This is a genomic window from Kiloniella laminariae (genome assembly GCF_027214005.1).
Classification (GTDB): Bacteria; Pseudomonadota; Alphaproteobacteria; order Kiloniellales; family Kiloniellaceae; genus Kiloniella; species Kiloniella laminariae_A.
This window is the reverse complement of the sequence record NZ_JAPWGY010000014.1, coordinates 19,452-41,079: the sequence shown is the minus strand read 5'-3', so window position 1 is coordinate 41,079 and position 21,628 is coordinate 19,452. Positions and strand designations below refer to the sequence as shown.

Sequence of the window (21,628 nt, the reverse complement as noted above, 5' to 3'; positions counted from 1 at the left end):
CCGATGGTCTTCGTTTCGCGATCCGTGAAGGTGGCCGTACCGTTGGTGCGGGTGTCGTTTCCGGTATCTCGAAATAAAATAAATTAAAATAATCGTTGATAGCGACGGGGGGTTCTGCTAAAGAACCCCCCGTCGCTATTTTTTATTGTGACGAATACCTAAATTAACTCTGAAAGGGGTTAACTGCGTTCCTCTGCCGATGCTGGTACGAACGGGTTAATCAAAGGTGGCTGAACATGGACAGCCAGAATATTCGAATTCGCCTTAAGGCGTACGATCACAGGGTGCTCGATCAGTCGACGTCCGAGATCGTTGGTACTGCCAAGCGCACTGGTGCGCAGGTACGTGGCCCAATTCCTCTTCCTACCCGCATTGAAAAGTTTACAGTTCTGCGTGGGCCTCACATTGATAAGAAAAGCCGTGAGCAGTTCGAAATCCGGACTCACAAGCGTCTTCTTGATATCGTTGAGCCGACTCCGCAAACCGTCGACGCGCTTATGAAGCTCGATCTGGCGGCTGGCGTGGATGTCGAGATCAAACTGAAAGGCTAAGCTATGCGTACGGGTCTTATTGCGCAGAAACTTGGCATGTCTCGTATCTTCACAGAAACTGGCGAGCATGTGCCGGTTACTGTTCTGAAGCTGGACAACTGTCAGGTTGTTGCTGTTCGCACGCAAGATGCGGACGGTTATAATGCGATTCAGCTTGGCTCAGGTGATGCCAAGGTGAAAAACGTGAGTAAAGCTGAGCGTGGCCATTATGGCAAAGCTAAGGTTACTCCTAAAAAACACGTTGCTGAATTCCGTGTTTCCGCTGATGCCCTTCTGGACGTTGGTGTTGAACTGGAAGCTGGTCATTTCTTGGCTGGTCAGTATGTGGACGTTACCGGTACTTCAATCGGTAAAGGTTTCGCGGGTGCGATGAAGCGTCATAACTTTGGCGGTCTTCGTGCATCACACGGTGTTTCTGTCTCTCACCGTAGCCACGGTTCGACTGGTAACAGTCAGGATCCTGGCAAGGTGTTCAAGGGCAAGAAAATGGCTGGTCACATGGGTGACCGTCGCGTGACCACCCAGAACCTGGAAATCGTTGCCACCGATGGTGAGAACGGTCTTATCCTGGTGAAGGGCGCTATCCCTGGTTCAAAGGGTGGCTGGGTTTATGTTCGCGACGCTGTAAAGCGTGCCCTTCCTGAGGGTGTGCCTTTTCCTGCTGGCCTGAAATCTTCTGGCTCTGAAGCGCCTGTTGCTGAAGAGAAGGATCAATAACCATGAAAATCGCGGTTACATCCCTCGACAATAAAAAAGCTGGCGAAGTTGAGCTGAACGCATCAGTGTTCGGTCTTCCAGTGCGCGCTGATCTACTCGCTCGCATGGTCAACTATCAGCTTGCAAAACGTCGTGCTGGCACCCACAAGGTGAAAGAACGCGGCGAAGTTTCCGGTTCTACTCGCAAGATCAAGAAGCAGAAAGGTGGCGGCGCTCGTCACGGTTCTATTCGTGCAAACATCTTCCGTGGTGGTGGTATTGTTCATGGACCTCGCGTTCGTGATCACGCTCACGATCTGACGAAGAAAGTACGTCTTCTTGCGCTTAAGACAGCTCTTTCTGCCAAAGTTGCAGAAGGCAAGCTGATGGTTCTGGAAAATACCGAAGTCAAAGGACCAAAAACTTCTGCGCTTGCCAAGCAGTTGACTGCTCTGGGCTGGTCTTCAGTCCTGGTTATCGACGGTGCTACGGTAAACGAAAGTTTTGCTCTCGCTGCCCGGAATATTCCATGCGTTGACGTGCTGCCTGAGCAGGGCGCAAACGTGTATGACATTCTGCGTCGTGACACATTGGTTCTGACCAAGGACGCCCTTGTAGCGTTGGAGGCACGTCTAAAATGAGCAGAGCACGCGCAAGAAATACCAAGCCGGTGACCGTTTCCAAAGAGCGGATGTATGAAATCATCCGTCGTCCGGTCATCACCGAGAAGGCAACCCTGGGTTCCGAGAACAACCAGGTAACCTTCCAAGTTCCGCTTGATGCTACGAAGCCTGAAATTGGTTTGGCTGTAGAAGGTTTGTTCGGCGTTAAGGTTGAGGCGGTTAACACGCTTCGCGTTAAAGGCAAGACAAAACGCTTCAAAGGTCGCCCTGGTCGTCGTTCCGACGTCAAAAAGGCTATCATATCCCTCGCTGACGGGGATAGCATCGACGTGACGACGGGAATTTAATCCGATGGCGTTGAGAAATTTCAATCCGGTCACTCCAAGTCAAAGAAACTTGGTCCTGATCGACCGTTCTGAGCTGTACAAAGGGAAACCAGTCAAGAAGTTGACTGAGGGTCTCAGCAAATCAGGCGGACGTAACAATAACGGTCGGATCACCATGCGTCGTCGTGGTGGTGGTCACAAACGTTCTTACCGTATCGTCGACTTCAAACGGACAAAGTTTGATGTTGCCGCTACTGTTCAGCGTATTGAGTACGATCCGAACCGTACAGCGTTTATCGCGCTGATCGAATATGCAGATGGTGAGCAGGCCTATATCCTGGCTCCTCAGCGCCTGCAGGTTGGTGATAGTGTCATCTCTGGCGCTAAAACCGATGTTAAACCTGGTAATGCTATGCCTCTTAGCGCGATCCCTGTGGGTACTATTGTCCACAACGTCGAGCTGAAGGCTGGTAAAGGTGGGCAGATCGCTCGTTCAGCCGGTACTTATGTGCAGCTGGTCGGTCGCGATTCAGGTTACGCCCAAATTCGCTTGAACTCAGGCGAGTTGCGTATGGTACGCGCCGAATGCATGGCAACGGTTGGCGCCGTGTCCAACCCGGATAACTCTAACCAGAAGCTTGGTAAGGCTGGCCGTAATCGTTGGCTTGGCAAGCGTCCGGCAGTCCGTGGTGTTGCTATGAACCCGGTGGACCACCCGCACGGTGGTGGTGAAGGTCGTACTTCCGGAGGTCGTCATCCGGTCACTCCTTGGGGTAAACCCACCAAGGGTGCACGCACTCGTTCTAACAAGAAGACTGATGGACTTATTATCCGTCGTCGTCATCAGAAACGCTAGTGAGGGGATGGCCATATGGCACGTTCCGTTTGGAAGGGCCCGTTCGTTGATGCCTATCTTCTACAGAAGGCAGAAACCGTGCGAAATGCGGGTCGCAATGAGATTATTAAAACCTGGTCACGTCGTTCGACCATCATGCCACAGTTTGTTGGCTTGACGTTTGGTGTGTACAACGGCCAGAAGCACATCCCTGTTCTCGTAACCGAGAATATGGTTGGCCATAAATTTGGTGAATTCGCGCCTACACGTACCTATTGGGGTCACGCTGTAGATAAGAAGGCGAAGAAAGGCAAAAAATGAGTAAGTCAAAACGTGATCGTGCGTTAGCTGACACTGAAGCTCGTGCAGTTGCTGTCAATCTTCGCACTTCCCCGCGTAAATTGAACCTGGTTGCGGCCAGCATTCGTGGGAAATCAGCAGAATCTGCTTTGGCAGAACTGACGTTTTCCAAGCGCCGTATCGCGATTGAAGTGAAAAAAGCTCTTCAGTCCGCTATTGCAAATGCTGAAAACAACCATCAGCTTGACGTTGATCGTCTCTTTGTTGCAGAGGCTTTCGTCGGCAAGAGCTTTGTCATGAAACGCTTCCGGGCTCGTGCTCGCGGTCGTACCGGCCGTCTGCTGAAACCCTGGAGCCAGCTGACAGTTGTTGTCCGCGAACGCGAGGAGGCCGCATAATGGGTCAAAAGATTAATCCTATCGGCCTTCGTGTCGGTATCATCCGGACCTGGGATTCTCGTTGGTTTGCAGATGCGAACTATGCTGACATGCTTCATGAAGATCTGAAAATCCGTGAGTTTCTGCGCGAGCGTCTGAAACAAGCTGGTCTTTCACGCATCATCATCGAGCGTCCAGCCAAGAAAGCCCGTGTTACCCTTTATTCTGCCCGTCCAGGTGTTGTGATTGGTAAAAAGGGAACGGATATCGAAAAACTGCGTCGTGAGCTTCAGAAACTGACTTCTAGCGAAGTCCATCTGAACATCGTAGAGATCCGGAAACCAGAAATTGATGCGAAATTGGTTGCAGACAACATCTGTAGTCAGTTAGAACGTCGTGTGGCTTTCCGCCGTGCCATGAAACGTGCTGTTCAGTCAGCGATGCGTCTCGGTGCTCAGGGTGTGCGTATTAACTGCGCAGGCCGCCTGGGTGGCGCTGAAATCGCTCGTACAGAATGGTATCGTGAGGGCCGTGTTCCGCTTCACACACTTCGTGCTGAAGTTGATTACGCTGAATCCCGTGCTTCCACCACATACGGTATTTGTGGTGTAAAGGTTTGGGTATTCAAAGGCGAGATCATGGAACATGATCCAATGGCCATGGACAAACGAGCTCAGGATTCACAGGCAGCTCGTTCATAACGGGCATAGCTTGAGGAAGTAAAACAATGCTGCAGCCAAAGCGGACTAAATTCCGCAAAGCACATAAAGGCCGGATACACGGCAATGCCAAGGGTGGTACCGAGTTGAACTTCGGTGCTTTCGGTCTCAAAGCCCTGACCCCTGGTCGTGTTTCTGCCCGTCAAATCGAAGCGGCCCGCCGCGCCGTCACGCGTCATATGAAACGTGTCGGTAAGTTGTGGATCCGCATTTTCCCGGACGTGCCGGTTTCAACGAAACCTGCTGAAGTTCGTCAGGGTAAAGGTAAAGGTAACCCAGAATGGTGGGCTGCCAGAGTCAAGCCAGGTCGTGTAATGTTCGAACTGGACGGTGTGCCCCTGGAGCTGGCACGTGAGGCTTTCTCACTTGCTGCTGCAAAGCTGCCAATCCAGACGAAGTTTGTTGTTCGTCCCGGTGAAGGAGGGAACTAATGAAATCGAGTGATCTCCGTACTAAAACGGCTGATGAGCTGAAGGTTGAGATGGTTAATCTGCGCAAGGAGCAGTTTAACCTTCGTTTCCAGAAAGCCAGCGGTCAGCTTGAAAACACTGCTCGGTGCCGTCAGGTTCGCCGCGACATCGCCCGAGTCAAAACTGTACTGCAGTCTCTGCAGGCAGCTTCTTAAGGAGTTTGCACAATGCCACGGCGTGTGTTGCAGGGTGTCGTCGTAAGCGACAAGACGGATAAGACAATTACCGTTCTTGTTGAGCGTCGAGTTATGCACCCTATCTACAAGAAGTTCATTAAGCGCTCGAAGAAGTATCACGCTCATGACGAGACCAACGCGGTTAAAGCGGGAGATGTCGTCAAGATTCGTGAGTGTCGTCCAGTTTCCAAGACCAAGTCTTGGGAAGTGTTCAGCGACGCTTCTTCTGAAGCATAGTATTTAGGATAAAGCCATGATCCAGATGCAATCTCAGCTGGAAGTAGCTGATAACTCAGGCGCTCGTAGAGTGCAGTGCATCAAGGTACTTGGCGGTTCCAAAAGAAAAACCGCCAGTATCGGTGACATCATCCGCGTATCTGTCAAGGAAGCAATTCCACGTGGCAAGGTAAAAAAAGGTGATGTTCATCGTGCCGTTATTGTACGTACGGCTAAAGAAATTCGTCGTGAAGACGGTACTTCGATCCGCTTTGATACCAATGCCGCTGTTTTGATCAACAAGTCAAATGAGCCAATTGGTACCCGTATTTTCGGACCGGTTACTCGTGAGCTGCGTGCGCGCAGCTTCATGAAAATCGTGTCATTGGCGCCCGAGGTGCTGTAATGAGCAAGAAGTTCAAGATTAAAAAAGGCGACCAGGTCGTAGTTACAACCGGTCGTGACAAGGGTAAAAAAGGCGAAGTGCTTCGTGTACTTCGTGACGAAGATCGCGCTGTAGTACAGGGCATCAACGTTGCGAAGAAGCATCAGCGTGCGACCCAGACATCAGCGGGTGGAATCGTCGAGAACGAAGCTTCCATTCATATTTCTAATATTGCACTCGTCGATCCGAAATCCGGTGATGCTACCCGTGTTGGGTACCGTCAGGATGGTGATCGTAAAGTGCGCTTCGCCAAGAAATCTGGCGAAGTAGTAGATGTATAAGGCGGGTTGATAAAATGACACAGCCTCGCTTGAAAGCACACTACAACAGTGCCGTCAAAGACGCTCTCAAGGCTGAATTTGACTACACGAACCCAATGCAGATCCCTAAGCTCGAGAAAATCGTGCTGAATATCGGTGTTGGTAAAGCCGTTCAGGACACCAAGAAGGTGAAAAACGCTGCTGAAGAGCTCGAGCTTATCGCTGCTCAGAAGCCTGTTATCACCAAAGCCAAGAAATCCATCGCGGGTTTCAAGGTGCGTGAAGAAATGCCACTAGGCTGCAAGGTGACACTGCGCGGTGACCGCATGTATGAGTTCCTCGATCGTCTCGTGACGATTGCTCTTCCACGTGTTCGCGATTTCCGCGGCGTGAAAGGCAATAGTTTTGATGGTCGTGGTAACTACAACATGGGCATCAAGGAGCAGATTATTTTCCCGGAAATCGAATACGATCGCGTAGACGAAATCCGCGGTATGGATATCACCATCTGCACCACGGCGAAAACCGATAAGGAAGCAAAAGCTCTCCTTGCAAGGTTCGACATGCCGTTCTCTAAGTAGAACGGGCAGAAAGGAATAGTACTATGGCTAAGAAAAGTGCCATTGCTAAGAACGAAAAACGCCGCCGTCTGGTCGTTAAGCAGGCTGAAAAGCGTGCTGTTCTAAAAGCGATTGCTACTGATCGTTCGGCTTCTCCGGAAGAAATCTTCCATGCAAGTCTGAAATTGGCTCAGTTGCCTCGTGACGGAGCAAAGATCCGTGTACGGAATCGTTGTGGCGTTTCCGGACGCCCACGTGGTTTTTATCGTAAGTTCAAGCTCTCACGTATCGCACTGCGCGATCTGGCCTCCGTTGGTCAGGTTCCCGGTGTGGTAAAGTCGAGCTGGTAAGAAAGGAACAGCGAGATGGCGATGAGCGATCCTTTAGGGGATATGCTGACCCGCATCCGCAATGGACAGCGGGTTGGTAAATCCGTCGTTAGTGCGCCAGCTTCAAAGCTGCGTGCTAACGTTCTTGATGTCCTGAAGCGTGAAGGTTACATCCGCGATTACAGCACAACAGAAATTCGTGCTGGCATTTCCGAGCTCTCAATCGAGCTCAAATATGCAGATGGTGATCCGGCGATCTCTGAGATCAGCCGTGTTTCCCGTCCTGGTCGTCGTGTATACTCTAAGATTAAAGAGCTTCCGCGCTTCTATAACGGACTTGGGGTTACCATCCTCTCCACGCCTAGCGGCGTGATGTCAGACCAAGAGGCCCGCGCCGCCAATGTTGGTGGTGAAGTCCTTTGCCAGGTATTCTAAGGGGGTTATGATATGTCTCGTGTAGGCAAAAACCCCGTGGAAGTCCCAGGCGGGGTCGAAGTTAAAGTAGACGGCAATGTCGTCACTGCAAAAGGGAAGCTGGGTCAACTCAGCTTCGCAGCTACGGATGATGTAAGCATTTCTCTCGAAGAGGGAAAAGTGGTCGTCAAACCAGCTAATGATAGCAAGCGCGCACGCTCCATGTGGGGTACTGCTCGCAGTCGTGTTGAAAACCTTGTTATTGGTGTGTCCCAGGGCTATACCAAGAGCTTGGAAATCAACGGTGTTGGTTATCGTGCGGCGGTTCAGGGCAATGCTCTCAATCTGCAGCTTGGTTTCTCACACGATGTGAACTACCCGATTCCTGAAGGTATCTCCATCGTTTGTGAAAAGCCGACAGCAGTGGCCGTCTCGGGGATTGACAAGCAGAAGGTTGGCCAGGTGGCTGCCGAGATTCGCGCGTATCGTCCGCCAGAGCCTTACAAAGGCAAAGGTGTCAAATACGCTGACGAAGTCGTTCTGCGTAAAGAAGGCAAGAAGAAGTAACCCATGCGTAAGCTTACATCATTGCACGATCGCCGCAAAAGTCGCGTTCGTACACAGCTCCGGCGCACGGGTAATGGTCGTCCTCGCCTGTCAGTTTTTCGCTCGAGCAAACATATCTATGCTCAGGTGATCGACGACAAGCAGGGTGTCACTGTTGCCGCTGCGTCAACTCTGGATGGCTCTCTGAAGAGCGCGTTGAAGACCGGTGCTGATAAAACAGCAGCTACCGAAGTCGGAAAACTCGTTGCAGAGCGTGCTGTCGCTGCCGGTATCACCGAGGTCGTCTTCGACCGCGGTGGTAACATCTATCACGGTCGTATCAAGGCTCTTGCCGATGCTGCCCGTGAAGCTGGCTTAAAGTTCTAGGAGGACAGAATGGCACGTTCTCAGAAAGAAAATAATCGCGATCGTAGAGATGATCGCAATCGCGATGAACCGGAACTGATCGAAAAACTGGTTGGTATTAACCGTGTTGCTAAAGTCGTCAAGGGTGGCCGTCGTTTCGGCTTTGCCGCTATTGTCGTCGTTGGTGATGGTCGTGGCCGCGTTGGTCATGGCACTGGTAAAGCCCGTGAAGTTCCTGAAGCAATTCGTAAAGCCACGGAAGCTGCAAAGCGCAACATGGTTCGCGTTCCTCTTCGTGAGGGCCGTACTCTGCACCACGACATTAAAGGTCACTACGGTGCAGGCCACGTTGTCATGCGCAGCGCACCAGCGGGTACCGGTATTATTGCCGGTGGTCCACTCCGTGCTGTTTTCGAAGCTCTTGGTGTTCAGGATGTGGTCGCTAAGTCCACAGGCACTTCGAACCCGCATAACCTGATTAAAGCATCCTTTGATGGACTGGTGCGTTCGCGCAGTCCTCGTATGGTTGCTCAGCGTCGCGGCAAGAAGGTTTCTGACATCCTTGGTTCCCGTGCTACTGGCACAGAAGCGCAGGGGTAAGATACCATGGCAGCCAAGAAACAAACCGTTACTGTGGTTCAGGTAGGAAGTCCAATCGGACGGACGAAAGATCAGCGCGCTACTTTGGTTGGTCTGGGCCTCAATAAAATGAACCGTCGTTGTACACTGGAAGATACTCCAGCTGTGCGTGGCATGATCAACAAGGTTAGCCATCTTGTGAAGGTTGAGGAGGCCTAAGGGCCTCCCCATCTCTCTCGCAAGTAGGGGAAACTGGGACCATTACCATGAAGCTCAATCAGCTTTCCGATAACCTCGGCGCGACCAAAAACCGTAAACGTGTTGGTCGCGGAACCGGATCCGGAACGGGTAAAACCGCCGGAACCGGTCACAAGGGTCAGAAGTCCCGTTCCGGTGTTGCCGTTAAAGGCTTCGAAGGCGGCCAGATGCCATTGCATCGCCGTCTGCCGAAACGTGGATTTAACAACATTTTCCGGAAGAACTTCGTTCCTCTGAACATCGGCCGTCTGCAGGCTGCGATCGACGCTAAGAAGATCGACGCCAAGAAACCGATTGATCAGGACGTTCTGGTTACTTCCGGTATCATTACCGACGCTCGTGACGGTATTCGCCTTCTGGCGAACGGCGAACTGTCTGCTAAAGTGTCTATCACTGTAGCTGGCGCTTCTGCTGCGGCAATTGCAGCCGTCGAAAAGGCCGGTGGCTCTGTCACCGTTCCTGCAAGCGAATAATTTGTAAAGGCAGGGATCTCCTCAAACTTGGGGAGATCCCTGCCTTTGCTCTTTTTAAGTCATTTCTAGTACCGGGAACAGGCACATGGCATCCGCTGCCGAGCAATTAGCCTCGAACATTAATTTTAGTTCGTTTTCAAAAGCCACAGATTTGAAGAAGCGTATCTGGTTCACCCTGGGTGCGCTGATTGTTTATCGTCTGGGTACCTATATTCCTTTACCCGGCATTGATCCCTCTATCTTCAAGCAAGCCTTTAACAACCAGGCTGGTGGCATGCTTGGGATGTTTAATCTCTTTTCTGGTGGTGCGCTTGAGCGCATGACCATTTTTGCCTTGAACATTATGCCCTACATTTCTGCATCTATTATCATGCAGCTGATGTCGGCGATTTCTCCGCAGATCGAAGCCTTGAAAAAAGAAGGTGAGTCCGGTCGCAAGAAAATTAACCAGTATACCCGTTATGGGGCGGTTATCCTTGCCGCCATTCAGGCTTATGGTATTGCCAGGGGGCTTGAGGCCTCGTCCGGGTTCGGGGCTTCGGTTATTAATCCGGGGCTGTTTTTCGAACTGACAACTGTCATTACCCTGACCGGCGGTACTGTATTCCTGCTATGGCTGGGGGAACAGATTACCCAACGTGGTATTGGGAACGGTATTTCACTGATTATTTTCTCAGGTATTGTTGCTGGCCTTCCGGCTGCTCTGGCCCAGACATTTGAATTGAGCCTGAACAATGGCGTTGTTGCCCTGATTATTCTGCTGGTTCCACTGGTAATTGCAGGGATCGTTTGTGTTGAACGTGCGCATCGCCGGATCATTGTTCAGTACCCAAAACGCCAGGTTGGCAACAAGATGTTTGGCGGCGAATCTTCTCACCTGCCAATCAAGCTGAACGTTTCCGGGGTTATTCCTCCGATTTTTGCCTCTTCTCTGTTGCTGATGCCAATTTCTGCGGCGCAGTTTTCGGCAGGAAGCGGTCCCGAGTGGCTGACCTGGGTAACGGCAAATCTTGGTCGTGGATCACTGGGATATATCCTGCTGTACAGTTCTCTGATTGCTTTCTTTGCTTTCTTCTACAAAAGCATCGTTTTCAATACAGAAGATACAGCTGAAAATCTGAAAAAGAATGGCGGCTTTGTTCCTGGGATTCGCCCGGGCAAGAATACCGCTAATCATCTGGACTTTATCATTAACCGGTTGACTGTAGCAGGTGCTGCGTATCTGGTTGCTGTCTGTCTGCTACCAGAGATTCTGATCTCTCAATATGCTGTCCCTTTCTATTTTGGCGGAACGAGTCTTCTGATTGTCGTCTCTGTTACAATGGATACGGTCGGCCAGATACATTCTCATCTGGTAGCCCATCAATATGAAGGTCTAATCAAAAAATCAAAATTAAAGGGTAGGCGTGGATGAACATAATATTGTTTGGCCCTCCTGGGGCCGGGAAGGGAACTCAGGCCGAGATCCTCGTTGAAAAGCATGGCATCGCCCAGCTTTCAACAGGGGACATGCTTCGGGCTGCTGTGGCTGCGGGTACAGAACTGGGACAGAAAGCCAAATCCGTTATGGATGCGGGACAACTGGTAGACGATGATCTGATCATCGGTATCATTTCTGACCGGATTGATGAAGCTGATTGCAAAAACGGATTCATCCTCGATGGCTTCCCTCGTACGGTCGCCCAGGCGGAAGGTCTCGACAAGATGCTTGTCGAAAAAGGTCTTAAGCTGGACAAGATTATTGAAATCGTTGTCGACGAGAAAATTCTTTTCGATCGCATCGAAACCCGGGCCCAGGCCACGCCGGAAGCTCAACGCCGCGCGGATGACAATGCCGAAACCCTGAAAAAACGTTTGTCCGTCTATCATGCGCAGACAGCTCCTGTGTTGCCTTACTACGCAGCCAAGGGAGTTCTGAACAAGGTTGACGGCATGAAAAGCATAGATGACGTCGCGAATCAGATCGCTGATTATCTTAAATGATTCTTGACCATTGACAGGTCGGCGGATTGGCATATAATCCGCCGCCGAATGGACATTTTCCCAAGAGAAGCCTTGATTTATCTTGGTTTTCACGCGGGATAAGAATATGGCGCTGAATCTAGGCGCCTTTCGTATTCCCGGCCTGGCCGGGGGAAATAGTCGTACGACGTCTCTCATTTCACCTCTAGAGATAGTCGCGGATTGAATTAACCCAGGGTTGTCAAATACTTGGCACCCGATCTGTGTTTGTGAGGAGAGCGTAGTGGCTCGTATTGCTGGCGTCAACATCCCGACGCAAAAGCGGGTACTCATCGCATTGACCTATATCCATGGTATTGGTCCTGCGAATTCAAAGAAAATCTGTGAAGAAGTTGGCATTCCGGCAGAACGCCGTGTTAACGAACTCACAGAAGATGAAGTACTTCGCATTCGTGAAACAATTGACCGTGGCTTTACTGTTGAAGGTGACCTTCGCCGTGAAGTTTCAATGAACATCAAACGTTTGATGGATCTGGGTTGCCTGCGCGGCCTGCGTCATCGTAAACGTCTGCCAGTTCGTGGACAGCGTACCCGGACCAACGCACGTACGCGTAAAGGTCCTGCTGTTGCGATCGCTGGTAAGAAGAAATAAGGGGCTTTTAGACAATGGCTAAACCTCAGACGAAAGTTCGGCGCCGCGAGAGGAAGAATATTTCTTCCGGTATTGCGCACGTGAACGCCACGTTCAACAACACCATCATCACAATTACTGACGTTCAGGGAAATGCTATTTCCTGGGCTTCTGCTGGTGGTCTTGGTTTTAAAGGCTCTCGTAAGTCTACTCCCTATGCTGCTCAGCTTGCTGCAGAAGATGCAGGTAAAAAAGCTCAGGAACACGGGATGAAGACTCTCGACGTAAATGTTAAAGGCCCTGGTTCAGGACGTGAGTCCGCACTGCGTGCCTTGCAGGCTGTTGGTTTCACCATCACTGGTATCCGTGATGTGACACCAATCCCGCACAACGGATGTCGTCCTCCTAAACGCCGTCGCGTTTAAGGGAACAGGGGCGGCTCGCTAACGGGAGAGTCGCCTTTTCCAAACAGGTCAGAAGCCGGAGGTTCTCCGGCTTTTTGGCTTATCTATGACAGAGCATGAACCATTGTTGTCGCCCGTTGGCAATCGATAGCATGCAAGTCACGAGGTTTTACTGTGATTCAGACTAACTGGAATGTGTTGATCAAGCCTGAGAGTCTCGTTGTCGAGACTGGCAATGACAGCAGCCGTGTTGCCAAGATTGTTGCGGAGCCGCTTGAGCGTGGTTTCGGTCTTACACTTGGTAACGCTCTTCGCCGTGTTCTCCTGTCTTCCTTGCAGGGCGCAGCGGTAACGTCCATTCATATCGATGGCGTTTTGCACGAGTTCTCTTCGATCCCCGGTGTTCGTGAAGATGTGACAGATGTTATTCTGAATATCAAAGCGATTGCTTTGCGGATGGAAGGTGAAGGGCCAAAACGGATGCGTCTGCGCGCTGAAGGTCCTGGTTCTGTAACTGCTGGCCAGATTGAAACCACAGGTGACATCGAAGTGATGAACCCTGATCTGGTTCTCTGCACTCTGGATGACGGTGCTCATCTGGATATGGAACTTACCGTGAATACCGGCAAGGGTTATGTTGCTGCCTCGCAGAACCGCATCGAAGATGCGCCAATCGGTCTGATCCCGGTTGATTCGATCTTCTCTCCGGTCCGCAAGGTTTCCTACAAGGTTGATAACACCCGCGTTGGTCAGGTTACCGACTATGATCGCCTGACACTGGAAATTGAAACTGATGGTTCGATTACTCCAGAAGATTCGATTGCGGTTGCATCCCGTATTCTGCAGGACCAGCTGTCACTCTTCGTGAACTTTGACGAACCAAAAGTTGAAGAGATCGACGATCGTCCAAGCGAACCTCCGTTCAACCGGAACCTGCTTCGCAAGGTTGATGAACTTGAGCTGTCTGTTCGTTCCGCGAACTGCCTCAAGAACGACAACATTGTCTACATCGGTGATCTGGTTCAGAAAACCGAAGCAGAAATGCTGCGCACGCCCAACTTCGGTCGTAAGTCCCTCAATGAAATCAAAGAGGTTCTTTCCGGTATGGGTCTGCACCTCGGTATGGAAATTGCCGAGTGGCCACCTGAGAATATCGAAGAGCTGGCCAAGCGTCTCGACGAACCTTTCTAATCAAAGGTTTGGTTAAAGCAAGTGGGGAGATTTCTCCCCACCTGTCGTACATCGGATGAGTATCCCAATCCTGCGAAGGGGAGGGAATACAGGATCAGGCGGCGACAGGATAATACAATCCGTCTCGTGCGCGAGACAACAGATATAGGAGAACAGAAATGCGTCACGGAATGAGTGGTCGTAAACTTAATCGTACCTCTAGCCACCGTAAGGCTATGTTTGCCAACATGGCACACGCCCTGATCAAGCACGAGCAGATCAAGACAACCCTGCCAAAAGCCAAAGATCTTCGTCCCATCGTTGAGAAGCTGATCACCCTTGGTAAACGCGGCGATCTGCACGCCCGTCGTCAGGCAATGTCTGTTCTTCGTGATGCCAAAATCACTGGCAAGCTGTTTGATGAACTGGCTGCACGTTACAAAGAACGCCAGGGTGGTTATACCCGTGTTCTTAAAGCCGGTTTCCGTCATGGTGACATGGCAGCAATGGCTGTTATTGAATTGGTTGAGCGTAACGTTGATGCTAAAGGCCAGGATTCCGGTCCTGACCTGTCTGATGCAGGCGAAGGCGAAGAGTAAGTTCTTTTCGTTCTTGTCCTGTTTTGTACAAAAGGCAGCCTTCGGGCTGCCTTTTGTCGTTTTATAAATTTAACTTCTAAGGGTTCGGTTTTCAGTTTTCTGTCAGAACAGTTCCATATCCCTTATGTGGATAAAATCCCCGCCCAGACTGTTCAGAATTTTTTCTTTCCCTTTAGGGGCGTTGAGAACCATGACACGCTTTTTCTTCAGCTTGATGGTTTTGATTGCCTGAATGTACTTGCTTTTTGAATGCCGTCCCATGGCCAGCGCTTCATGGTAATCAAGGATCAGGATTGTTACGCCCAACATGTCAAAATGGTGATCCCCAGGCATATGCAGTTGAAGTTCTGTAGCCCCCATTTTGCAAAAAGGTCTGAGCCTTGCCATGAGGTCGCTGATCTTGGTCAGGTGGATATTGTTGGGTAAACCGGTCAGGGCAATGATAAGGCGTTCCCTGGATTTTTGCGGCAGGCTTTCCAACAACATCAGAACACGGTCAAATTCCTTTTTATTTGTGCAAAGCTGATAATCCAGCCTCATGATCACACCCGCAGCAGCCATGTCGATCAGGTTGGATATCATGTACCCGGTTGTCTGGCCGATATAGGCGCCCTCGATGATCAATCGGCGGGGATCTGCTTCGTCGATCACCTGTTCGATTTTCTGTTGTCGTTCCTGCCCGAAGTCATCAAAACTTGCCAGGGAGAGGGGCAGGTTATCCCCTGCTGTATTTTGTAATCTGGTGAAACGTATTTCTGCACGCTCAAGAATTTCCTGCAGAAAAATATCCACTTTTTCCTGAGTTGATTGGGCGGATTGTTCAATGCGTTTCTGGATAATATCCCAGGGGTCTTTTGCTTTACTGTATTCCTCTTCCTCTACTTCTAGCTCATAGGCTTGCCCTTTGATTTCAAAAGCTTGGGTGGAAATATTTAAATCGTCTTTATAGCCTTCTTCACCGAGAAGCTTGATCCAGACTTCTTTACGAATAGCATCAAGCTTAAAGCGGGCTTCCACTTCATTCAGTTGGGAAAAGCAGACCATCATATCGCCATCCTCGGATATGCGGCAGGAGTCCAGGGGGCCAATGTTTTTGGAAACAACCGAGACCATAATATTATGGATCAAGCGCTGATGATGCTCCCATTTATCCCCGACTTTTTCCTTGAGCTTGTCGATTCCCAAAAGCTGGAAACGGCCTGCAACCAACCGGGAGTCATCCGGAAAAGGTGGTGGTTGTGTGTTCATCCCCTCAACATGATGCTGTGTAGATGAAGGGGGACGAGCACCAGGTGAATTCGCTGGCTGAGGAATGCTTTTTGCCATTGTTGGGGCAATTGGAGCGGGAGGTGGGGAAGAGGAACCTGTAACGGACGTCGGTTTGGTGGATGGTTTAGGATGTGGATTTTGATTTAGGGCACGCACGGTTGGCGAGTTTGGCACCCGATCATCTGGTTTATTTGGCTTGGCTTGAGAGGAAACTGTACTGGGAGCCGTTGGCGCGCCTGGTGGCGCGGCTGACCTGGATTTTGATTTTGTTAGTTGTTTGGCAATGGTTGACAAGAGAAGGTCAAAGTTGACAGGTTTGATTATGTAATCATCGACCCCAAGTGACTTCCCTTCGATCATGTGCTTGTTATCGGACATGGCACTAAGGAATACAAAGGGTGTTGATGCATAAGGTGCGTTTGATTCTCTGATTTTTCGCAGAAGACCCATTCCATCCATTACAGGCATCGAGATATCGCTTAATACGAGATCAAGATCTTTGGTCTCTGAAACAATCTTAAAGCCTTCCGCGCCGTTTCTGGCAGAAAGAACTTTATAGCCATAATCAGTGAGCTCCTCGACCAGATCCTCTCTGAGGACATCTTCATCTTCAACACATAAAATTGTTGCCATATTTACTTTCTCTGATTTTTACGATCTGGCGACAGCGATTTTATCTGCCCCAGAGAAATCGGCTTCTGACGAAATTAGAGGGACATCAATGATTTCAGCCTGTTCCTCTCCAGCGTCTTTTATCGGCAGCATAATTGTAAAAGTAGAGCCTACCTCCAATTCACTTTCAACAGATATAGACCCGCCGTGTAATTCTAGCAGCCACTGGACAAGACACAAGCCTATCCCGGTTCCGGATATTCCTGAAGTGTTACTGGAGCGGAAATAACGGCCAAAGATTTTTGGCCAGTCCTCTTGCGAAATACCGATACCAAAATCCTGAAATGAGATATAGGCCCGCCCGTTTTCTATATAGCTGCCAATTATTATTTGTTCTGCTCCCGGCGAGTATTTGATGGCATTAGATAGCAGATTGGTAATAACCTGCACCAGCTTTCGGCGATCAGCAACAATGTTCCGGGGGAGCGCCCTTACATCATAGATGATGTGGTGATGTTCTGAATAGTCCTGATGGTTTATGCAGGTCAGGGCCACCAACCCAGCCAGATCAAGGGGAGCGAGAGAGATGTCGACTTCCCCTGCTTCGATACGCGAGGTGCTCAAGGTGCTGTCCAGCAGTTCAAGCATACGCTGGGTGGCCCCGGAAATTTTGTTGAGCTTGGAATCAACAAAGTCCTTATCAAGAGCATCAAGCCGGCGTCGGATACGCTGAACACTGCTGTCGATGATCGTCAGAGGAGTTCTTATCTCGTGTGAAGCCATAGAGACAAAATCCCGCTGCATGGAATTTTGCATCTGTTCTTTTTCTAACGTGATTTCAAGTAACCTTGTTTTGTCTTCGAGGGCAGTTTTTGTGTTTTGCAACTCATCCATATGGCGTTTGAAAACCTCAAGCGAAAGCGCGATAACGCCGAACTCATCATTTCTGTTAAGCAGTTTGCTCCCTTTGGAGCACTGGTTTTTGACGATGAGGACCATATCATGGCTGAGTTGGGTAAGGTGAGAGGCGATTGTTCTATTGATTAGCGTAAAAAGAAAAAAGCAGCTGATCACTGTAAAGCCAAGAAACAGATATAATTGTGTTTTTATCGTATCGCGAAGGAAGGTGTTTCTGGAGGACAAACTCCAGGTAACAACCAGGGTCCCATAGGATTCACTGTGCCGCGTCCTTATCGGGGTGGCGACAGCGATGCCAACATCGTCTATAAAATAATCGGTATTAAGTGTTTTGCCTGTCAGGATCTCAGAGAACCTCTGGTCGTCATTCTTCCGATCAAGGCCCAGGTGTTCGACAAGCTTTTTCCCTTCGGGATTATAAACTCTTAGATCAAACGCGACGACCTGCTCTCTTGGCGTCAGGAAATTGAATGAAGTCCAGATTTCGTCTGCTTGCTCCCTTCTTACAACATCACTGATTTGCGAGGCTAGGCGTTCGGTTTTGACCATGGAGTTTTCCACCCAGATTTCGGTGATGTGTTGTTTCTCCAGATACCAGTTTACATAAGTCAAGATAGCGAAGAGTAATGAAGTGCCGCTTACCGCAATCAGGCAGACCTTTCTTCCAACGTTCCAGAAGGTTTTTGGTTTGTTGAACGTGATTTCATTCATCCGAGCCGTTATCTCCTGTTGATAACTTCCTTGGCAGCAGAAGGGGTAATCTGGGGCCAACGCCTGGTCTTGACAGAGGCGATATTTCAAGACTGTATCAAAAACATCTTCAGTTTGGTTATCATGAGTAACTTTACAACTTTATTGGATAAAATACAACCTTCAGTCGTTAGCTTAAGTTTCTTTAAATAAAGGAAAAATTAACCATTTCCAATGAGTCTTCTGTTGAAAGATTTACGTCAAAAATAAGAATTATAACTGTAGATTGAACCAAAAAATCAAGCCCTGGCTTCATACTGATTCTGTCTGTCTGCAAACCTGGGGAGGTCTATAATTTCGAAAGATCAGATTCAGTGGACGTCAAGGGGATATTAATGATCTCTGCCTGATCATCTCCTGAATCTTTTATCGGGAGCATAACTGTGAAGACAGATCCTTGTTCAAGTTCGCTTTCAATCGTTATTGCTCCTCCATGCAACTCTAACAACCACTGGACCAGGCAAAGCCCGATACCTGTGCCAGAAATGCCTGCAGTGTTACTGGATCGAAAATAGCGGTCAAATATATGAGGCCAATCTTCTCTGGCAATGCCAATCCCGAAATCCTGAAATGTTATATAGGCTCTTCCGTTCTCTATATAACCGCCAACAATGACTTTGGAAGCTCCTGGAGAGTATTTGATTGCGTTCGACAGAAGATTTGAGAATACCTGAGTGATTTTTGGCTTGTCGACAAGGATACTCCTCGGCAACTTTTGGACATCATAAATGATTTGATGGTGTTCTGAATAGTCTTGATGATTTATGCAGGTCAGGGCGAGAAGGCCTGCGAGATCGACAGGGGTAAGAGACATCTCTACCTCTCCCGCCTCGATACGTGAGGCACTTAATGTGCTGTCGAGTAGCTCAAGCATACGCTGGGTGGCACCTGAGATTTTATGGAGTTTTCCATCAATGAAATCTTTGTCGAGAGTGTCTAGTCTCCGGCGAATACGTTGAACACTACTGTCTATGATCGTCAGCGGCGTTCTTATCTCGTGTGAGGCCATGGAAACAAAATCACGCTGCATGGAGTTTTGCACAACCTCCTTTTCCAAAGCCATACCGAGTAAATTTGTCTTTTCTTCAAGCTTTGTCCGGGTTTCTCTGAATTCATCCATGCGTCGTTTGAAAACTTCAAGAGAAAGCGCGAGTACGCCGAATTCATCTTGTCGTTTAAAGAGTTTACTGGTTTGTGGGCGTTGGTTGTTGACGATCAGGAGCATATCATTACTGAGTTGTGTCAGGTGGGATCCAATCGTGAGCCTGACCAGAAAAAAGATAATCAAACTTGCGAGAGCGAGAATGCCGAGAGAGAGGAACCCTTGGCTTTTCAATGAGTCGAGCAAGTGGGTATTGAGTGGAGAAAGGCTCCAGGTAATGATCAAGGTTCCGTAAGCTTTGCTGCGCAGGGTTTTAATCGGCACCGCGATAGTAATACCCTTGTCATCAAGGTGATGAAGTGTTTTCTGGGTTTTCCCTTCCAGAAGCTCTGAAAATCTTAAATCCTCTGCTTTGTGGTTAAGCCCGACATGCTCGAGTAACTTTTTTCCCGAAGGATTGTAGACCCGTAAATCGAAGGGGGTGACCTGCTCGCTTGGGGTAAGGAAATTAAAAGAATGCCATATGGCATTCGGCTGCTCTCTTCTTACTGCGCCACTGATCTGCGCGGCCAACCGCTCTGTTTTTACGGTAACATTCTCTATCCAGATTTTGGTGATGCGCTGTTTTTCCATGTACCAGTTTACAGACGTAAACACCGCGAACAGCACCAATACTATTGACACTGAGACCACAAAAATCTTTCTGCCAACATTCCAGAAAGCTTTGGTCTTTTTAAGAGGGGCATTACTCATGTGAGCGTGTCCTGAATTTTATTGCCACCACTATCCTTGTCTCTCGATCCTGAATTATGAATATTCTGGAGGTTGAATGGGGGGTAACCATGAGTTGTTGGCTTTTGAAACTTACAGAGATCCCCCCGTTTTGCTGTCCTTAGGTTTAAGGGAAATCTTAAAAACTTCATTGGCTTTTGTTCATAGTAATCTGTAGCAGGGAAATCTTTATAAAAACTGAAGAGTGAAGTTGGGGACCCATGGGTGACTGTAAGAAAAGTTGCTTTATTCCAGTTGCTAAAACAAAACTTCATATTCAAAAATTTCGACAGTCTTTTTGTTTCTCTTGACCAGAAGTCCCCGGATTTATCACGGGTTTCGTACCGTGCTATTGCCTTGTGCTTTGGAAAGAGATAGGGCTGATGCCTTGATCAGGATATGAATATCAACCAAGTATAATTACGTCTTGTTATTGCTTAGAGAAGGGATGTTGCGGTGAAAACTGGGACGCGATGCATGAGTAGATTGTTTCTCTGTGTTCTGGGGGGGATTTTCTGTATAGGATCTGCGCTCTCTCAAGAGGTTCCCTCCAGCCGTGAACAGATTAATCTCAGTTTTTCACCGGTGGTTCGTCAAACAGCCCCTGCCGTCGTAAATATTTTTACAAAAACCCTGGTTAAGGAACGCCAGGTTCCGTCCCTTTTTAACGATCCGTTTTTTCAGCGCTTCTTTGGGAATAATCTGCCAGGGCGTGAGCGCCAGAGGCAGGGAAAATCCCTGGGCTCGGGTGTCATCGTGCGTAGCAATGGGCTGGTTATTACCAATCACCACGTGATTGAAGGCGCAACAGAAATCCAGGTTGTTCTTGCTGATCGGCGGGAGTTTTCGGCCGAACTGGTTCTCAGTGATGAAGGAACCGATCTGGCCGTGTTGAAAATTGATACCGCGGGCGAAGAGCTTCCAACTCTGGAATTAATGGACTCAGACAGAATTGATGTCGGCGATCTTGTGCTGGCAATCGGCAATCCTTTTGGTGTTGGGCAAACGGTCACAAGCGGCATTGTCTCGGCTCTGGCCAGAACCCGTGTTGGAATTGCTGATTACCAGTTCTTCATTCAGACAGATGCAGCTATCAATCCAGGCAACTCGGGTGGCGCTCTTGTTACGATGGATGGCAAGCTTCTTGGAATTAATACGGCGATTTTTGCTTCGAAAGGCGGCGGGTCGATCGGTATCGGTTTTGCTATCCCCGCCAATATGGTGCGCACTGTAATCCGCTCTGCGGAAGAAGGTCATGGGCTTGTCCGGGCCTGGACTGGTCTGATCGGGCAAAACCTCACCTCTGATCTTGCTCAGGGCTTTGGCCTGTCTCGCCCCGGCGGGATTGTGGTCAGCAGTGTGTTCCCGGGTGGACCAGCAGATCAGGCCGGCCTGAAGGCGGGTGATGTAATTCTCTCTGCTGCTGGTCAGGAAGTGACAAATGTTGACTCGCTGCGCTTTCGGGTGGCAACGATCCCAGTGGGCGATGAAATCCAGATCGGAATCTGGCGGGGTCGGAAAGCTCAGACCTTACGATTTGTAGCAACCCAGGCACCTGAAATTCCGCAAAGGGATATGCGAGAAATTCTTGGTTCAAATCCTTTGGCAGGGGCAACTGTTGCCAATCTTTCTCCAGCTCTGTCAGAGGAACTGGATATCAGCGGGCTTTGGGAAGGGGTTATCATTAGCAATATCGCCCGCCGCAGCCCGGCTCACAGGATAGGGCTTCAGCCCGGGGATATTTTGCTGGGGGTGAATGGGAGTTCTGTTAAGCTGGTGTCAGATGTCGAACCCGCACTGGCTAAAGAAACCGAGAAGTGGCAACTGGTGATCAGAAGAAACGGACGCCAGAGGGTGCTTGAGTTTTCACGTAAAAAGTAATGGATTAGTCATTGATTTTTATGCTGTTTAGGAATGACAA

Annotated in this window: 32 protein-coding genes; 29 read left to right on the top strand and 3 right to left on the bottom strand. The window is 49.5% G+C overall.

From position 1 onward, the window contains the following. The 28 genes from O4H49_RS20655 to rplQ form a co-directional block, all read left to right on the top strand. Positions 1-77, top strand: a 77-nt coding sequence (locus O4H49_RS20655; protein WP_269425248.1) for a hypothetical protein, incomplete at its 5' end; no start/stop codon positions are given. Between the two features lie 159 nt (positions 78-236). Next, a complete protein-coding gene (gene rpsJ / locus O4H49_RS19680) occupies positions 237-551 on the top strand; it encodes a 30S ribosomal protein S10 (RefSeq protein WP_020592347.1) in 315 nt (104 codons plus the stop codon). Positions 552-554: 3 nt separating this feature from the next. Further along, positions 555-1,268, top strand: a complete 714-nt coding sequence (gene rplC, locus O4H49_RS19675; RefSeq protein ID WP_020592346.1) for a 50S ribosomal protein L3 — start codon at positions 555-557, stop codon at positions 1,266-1,268. A 2-nt stretch (positions 1,269-1,270) separates the two neighbouring features. Beyond that, the gene (gene rplD, locus O4H49_RS19670; RefSeq protein WP_020592345.1) at positions 1,271-1,888 is read left to right on the top strand and encodes a 50S ribosomal protein L4; all 618 of its coding nucleotides are present in this window, start codon (positions 1,271-1,273) and stop codon (positions 1,886-1,888) included. Continuing rightward, positions 1,885-2,217, top strand: coding sequence for a 50S ribosomal protein L23 (locus tag O4H49_RS19665; RefSeq protein ID WP_020592344.1), 333 nt, complete (start codon positions 1,885-1,887; stop codon positions 2,215-2,217). The genes rplD and O4H49_RS19665 overlap by 4 nt, the downstream gene beginning before the upstream one ends. A 4-nt stretch (positions 2,218-2,221) precedes the next feature. Then, entirely contained in the window at positions 2,222-3,052 is an 831-nt protein-coding gene (gene rplB, locus O4H49_RS19660) for a 50S ribosomal protein L2 (protein WP_269425136.1), read from the top strand. 15 nt (positions 3,053-3,067) lie between these two features. Further along, a complete protein-coding gene (rpsS, locus tag O4H49_RS19655; protein WP_020592342.1) occupies positions 3,068-3,352 on the top strand; it encodes a 30S ribosomal protein S19 in 285 nt (94 codons plus the stop codon). Beyond that, a complete protein-coding gene (gene rplV, locus O4H49_RS19650; RefSeq protein ID WP_020592341.1) occupies positions 3,349-3,729 on the top strand; it encodes a 50S ribosomal protein L22 in 381 nt (126 codons plus the stop codon). Before rpsS ends, rplV begins: the two co-directional genes overlap by 4 nt. After that, on the top strand, positions 3,729-4,409 hold the full coding sequence (gene rpsC / locus O4H49_RS19645; protein ID WP_020592340.1) for a 30S ribosomal protein S3: 681 nt from the start codon (positions 3,729-3,731) through the stop codon (positions 4,407-4,409). The genes rplV and rpsC overlap by 1 nt, the downstream gene beginning before the upstream one ends. Before the next feature lie 26 nt (positions 4,410-4,435). Further along, positions 4,436-4,858, top strand: a complete 423-nt coding sequence (gene rplP / locus O4H49_RS19640; RefSeq protein WP_269425135.1) for a 50S ribosomal protein L16 — start codon at positions 4,436-4,438, stop codon at positions 4,856-4,858. Continuing rightward, the gene (gene rpmC / locus O4H49_RS19635; protein ID WP_020592338.1) at positions 4,858-5,052 is read left to right on the top strand and encodes a 50S ribosomal protein L29; all 195 of its coding nucleotides are present in this window, start codon (positions 4,858-4,860) and stop codon (positions 5,050-5,052) included. Before rplP ends, rpmC begins: the two co-directional genes overlap by 1 nt. A 12-nt stretch (positions 5,053-5,064) precedes the next feature. Then, positions 5,065-5,310: a 30S ribosomal protein S17 gene (rpsQ, locus tag O4H49_RS19630; protein WP_020592337.1), complete on the top strand. Its 246-nt coding sequence runs from the start codon at positions 5,065-5,067 to the stop codon at positions 5,308-5,310. Positions 5,311-5,326: 16 nt separating this feature from the next. Next, entirely contained in the window at positions 5,327-5,695 is a 369-nt protein-coding gene (gene rplN, locus O4H49_RS19625) for a 50S ribosomal protein L14 (RefSeq protein ID WP_020592336.1), read from the top strand. Further along, positions 5,695-6,015: a 50S ribosomal protein L24 gene (gene rplX, locus O4H49_RS19620; protein WP_020592335.1), complete on the top strand. Its 321-nt coding sequence runs from the start codon at positions 5,695-5,697 to the stop codon at positions 6,013-6,015. The genes rplN and rplX overlap by 1 nt, the downstream gene beginning before the upstream one ends. A 14-nt stretch (positions 6,016-6,029) precedes the next feature. Further along, complete coding sequence (gene rplE / locus O4H49_RS19615; RefSeq protein ID WP_269425134.1) at positions 6,030-6,575, top strand: 50S ribosomal protein L5; 546 nt, start codon at positions 6,030-6,032, stop codon at positions 6,573-6,575. Positions 6,576-6,598: 23 nt separating this feature from the next. Next, entirely contained in the window at positions 6,599-6,904 is a 306-nt protein-coding gene (rpsN, locus tag O4H49_RS19610) for a 30S ribosomal protein S14 (RefSeq protein ID WP_020592333.1), read from the top strand. Between the two features lie 15 nt (positions 6,905-6,919). Continuing rightward, complete coding sequence (rpsH, locus tag O4H49_RS19605) at positions 6,920-7,318, top strand: 30S ribosomal protein S8 (protein WP_020592332.1); 399 nt, start codon at positions 6,920-6,922, stop codon at positions 7,316-7,318. A 12-nt stretch (positions 7,319-7,330) separates the two neighbouring features. Next, complete coding sequence (rplF, locus tag O4H49_RS19600) at positions 7,331-7,864, top strand: 50S ribosomal protein L6 (RefSeq protein WP_020592331.1); 534 nt, start codon at positions 7,331-7,333, stop codon at positions 7,862-7,864. Positions 7,865-7,867: 3 nt separating this feature from the next. Next, positions 7,868-8,230, top strand: a complete 363-nt coding sequence (rplR, locus tag O4H49_RS19595; protein ID WP_020592330.1) for a 50S ribosomal protein L18 — start codon at positions 7,868-7,870, stop codon at positions 8,228-8,230. A 9-nt stretch (positions 8,231-8,239) separates the two neighbouring features. Continuing rightward, a complete protein-coding gene (gene rpsE, locus O4H49_RS19590; protein WP_020592329.1) occupies positions 8,240-8,809 on the top strand; it encodes a 30S ribosomal protein S5 in 570 nt (189 codons plus the stop codon). A gap of 6 nt (positions 8,810-8,815) precedes the next feature. After that, positions 8,816-9,007: a 50S ribosomal protein L30 gene (gene rpmD / locus O4H49_RS19585; RefSeq protein ID WP_020592328.1), complete on the top strand. Its 192-nt coding sequence runs from the start codon at positions 8,816-8,818 to the stop codon at positions 9,005-9,007. A gap of 47 nt (positions 9,008-9,054) precedes the next feature. Continuing rightward, entirely contained in the window at positions 9,055-9,519 is a 465-nt protein-coding gene (gene rplO, locus O4H49_RS19580; protein WP_020592327.1) for a 50S ribosomal protein L15, read from the top strand. Between the two features lie 85 nt (positions 9,520-9,604). Next, positions 9,605-10,933, top strand: coding sequence for a preprotein translocase subunit SecY (gene secY / locus O4H49_RS19575; RefSeq protein ID WP_269425133.1), 1,329 nt, complete (start codon positions 9,605-9,607; stop codon positions 10,931-10,933). After that, positions 10,930-11,502, top strand: a complete 573-nt coding sequence (locus O4H49_RS19570; RefSeq protein WP_269425132.1) for an adenylate kinase — start codon at positions 10,930-10,932, stop codon at positions 11,500-11,502. Before secY ends, O4H49_RS19570 begins: the two co-directional genes overlap by 4 nt. A 262-nt stretch (positions 11,503-11,764) precedes the next feature. Continuing rightward, the gene (rpsM, locus tag O4H49_RS19565) at positions 11,765-12,133 is read left to right on the top strand and encodes a 30S ribosomal protein S13 (RefSeq protein WP_020592324.1); all 369 of its coding nucleotides are present in this window, start codon (positions 11,765-11,767) and stop codon (positions 12,131-12,133) included. 14 nt (positions 12,134-12,147) lie between these two features. Beyond that, a complete protein-coding gene (gene rpsK / locus O4H49_RS19560; RefSeq protein WP_020592323.1) occupies positions 12,148-12,537 on the top strand; it encodes a 30S ribosomal protein S11 in 390 nt (129 codons plus the stop codon). A 153-nt stretch (positions 12,538-12,690) separates the two neighbouring features. Then, positions 12,691-13,707 (top strand): DNA-directed RNA polymerase subunit alpha, encoded by a 1,017-nt coding sequence (locus tag O4H49_RS19555; protein WP_026261452.1) that lies wholly within the window; start codon positions 12,691-12,693, stop codon positions 13,705-13,707. A gap of 158 nt (positions 13,708-13,865) precedes the next feature. Further along, entirely contained in the window at positions 13,866-14,285 is a 420-nt protein-coding gene (gene rplQ / locus O4H49_RS19550) for a 50S ribosomal protein L17 (protein ID WP_269425131.1), read from the top strand. Between the two features lie 102 nt (positions 14,286-14,387). On the opposite strand, the gene O4H49_RS19545 is transcribed toward rplQ, so the two are convergent. From O4H49_RS19545 to O4H49_RS19535, 3 genes are all read right to left on the bottom strand, one after another. Further along, positions 14,388-16,187 carry a response regulator gene (locus tag O4H49_RS19545; protein ID WP_269425130.1) on the bottom strand — a complete coding sequence of 600 codons (1,800 nt, stop codon included), beginning with the start codon at positions 16,185-16,187 and terminating at the stop codon, positions 14,388-14,390. Positions 16,188-16,205: 18 nt separating this feature from the next. Then, on the bottom strand, positions 16,206-17,795 hold the full coding sequence (locus tag O4H49_RS19540; protein WP_269425129.1) for a sensor histidine kinase: 1,590 nt from the start codon (positions 17,793-17,795) through the stop codon (positions 16,206-16,208). A 328-nt stretch (positions 17,796-18,123) separates the two neighbouring features. Then, a complete protein-coding gene (locus O4H49_RS19535; RefSeq protein ID WP_269425128.1) occupies positions 18,124-19,689 on the bottom strand; it encodes a sensor histidine kinase in 1,566 nt (521 codons plus the stop codon). Positions 19,690-20,184: 495 nt separating this feature from the next. Here O4H49_RS19535 and O4H49_RS19530 point away from each other — a divergent pair, with 495 nt between their 5' ends. After that, positions 20,185-21,588: a Do family serine endopeptidase gene (locus O4H49_RS19530; RefSeq protein WP_269425127.1), complete on the top strand. Its 1,404-nt coding sequence runs from the start codon at positions 20,185-20,187 to the stop codon at positions 21,586-21,588. Positions 21,589-21,628: the final 40 nt, after the last annotated feature.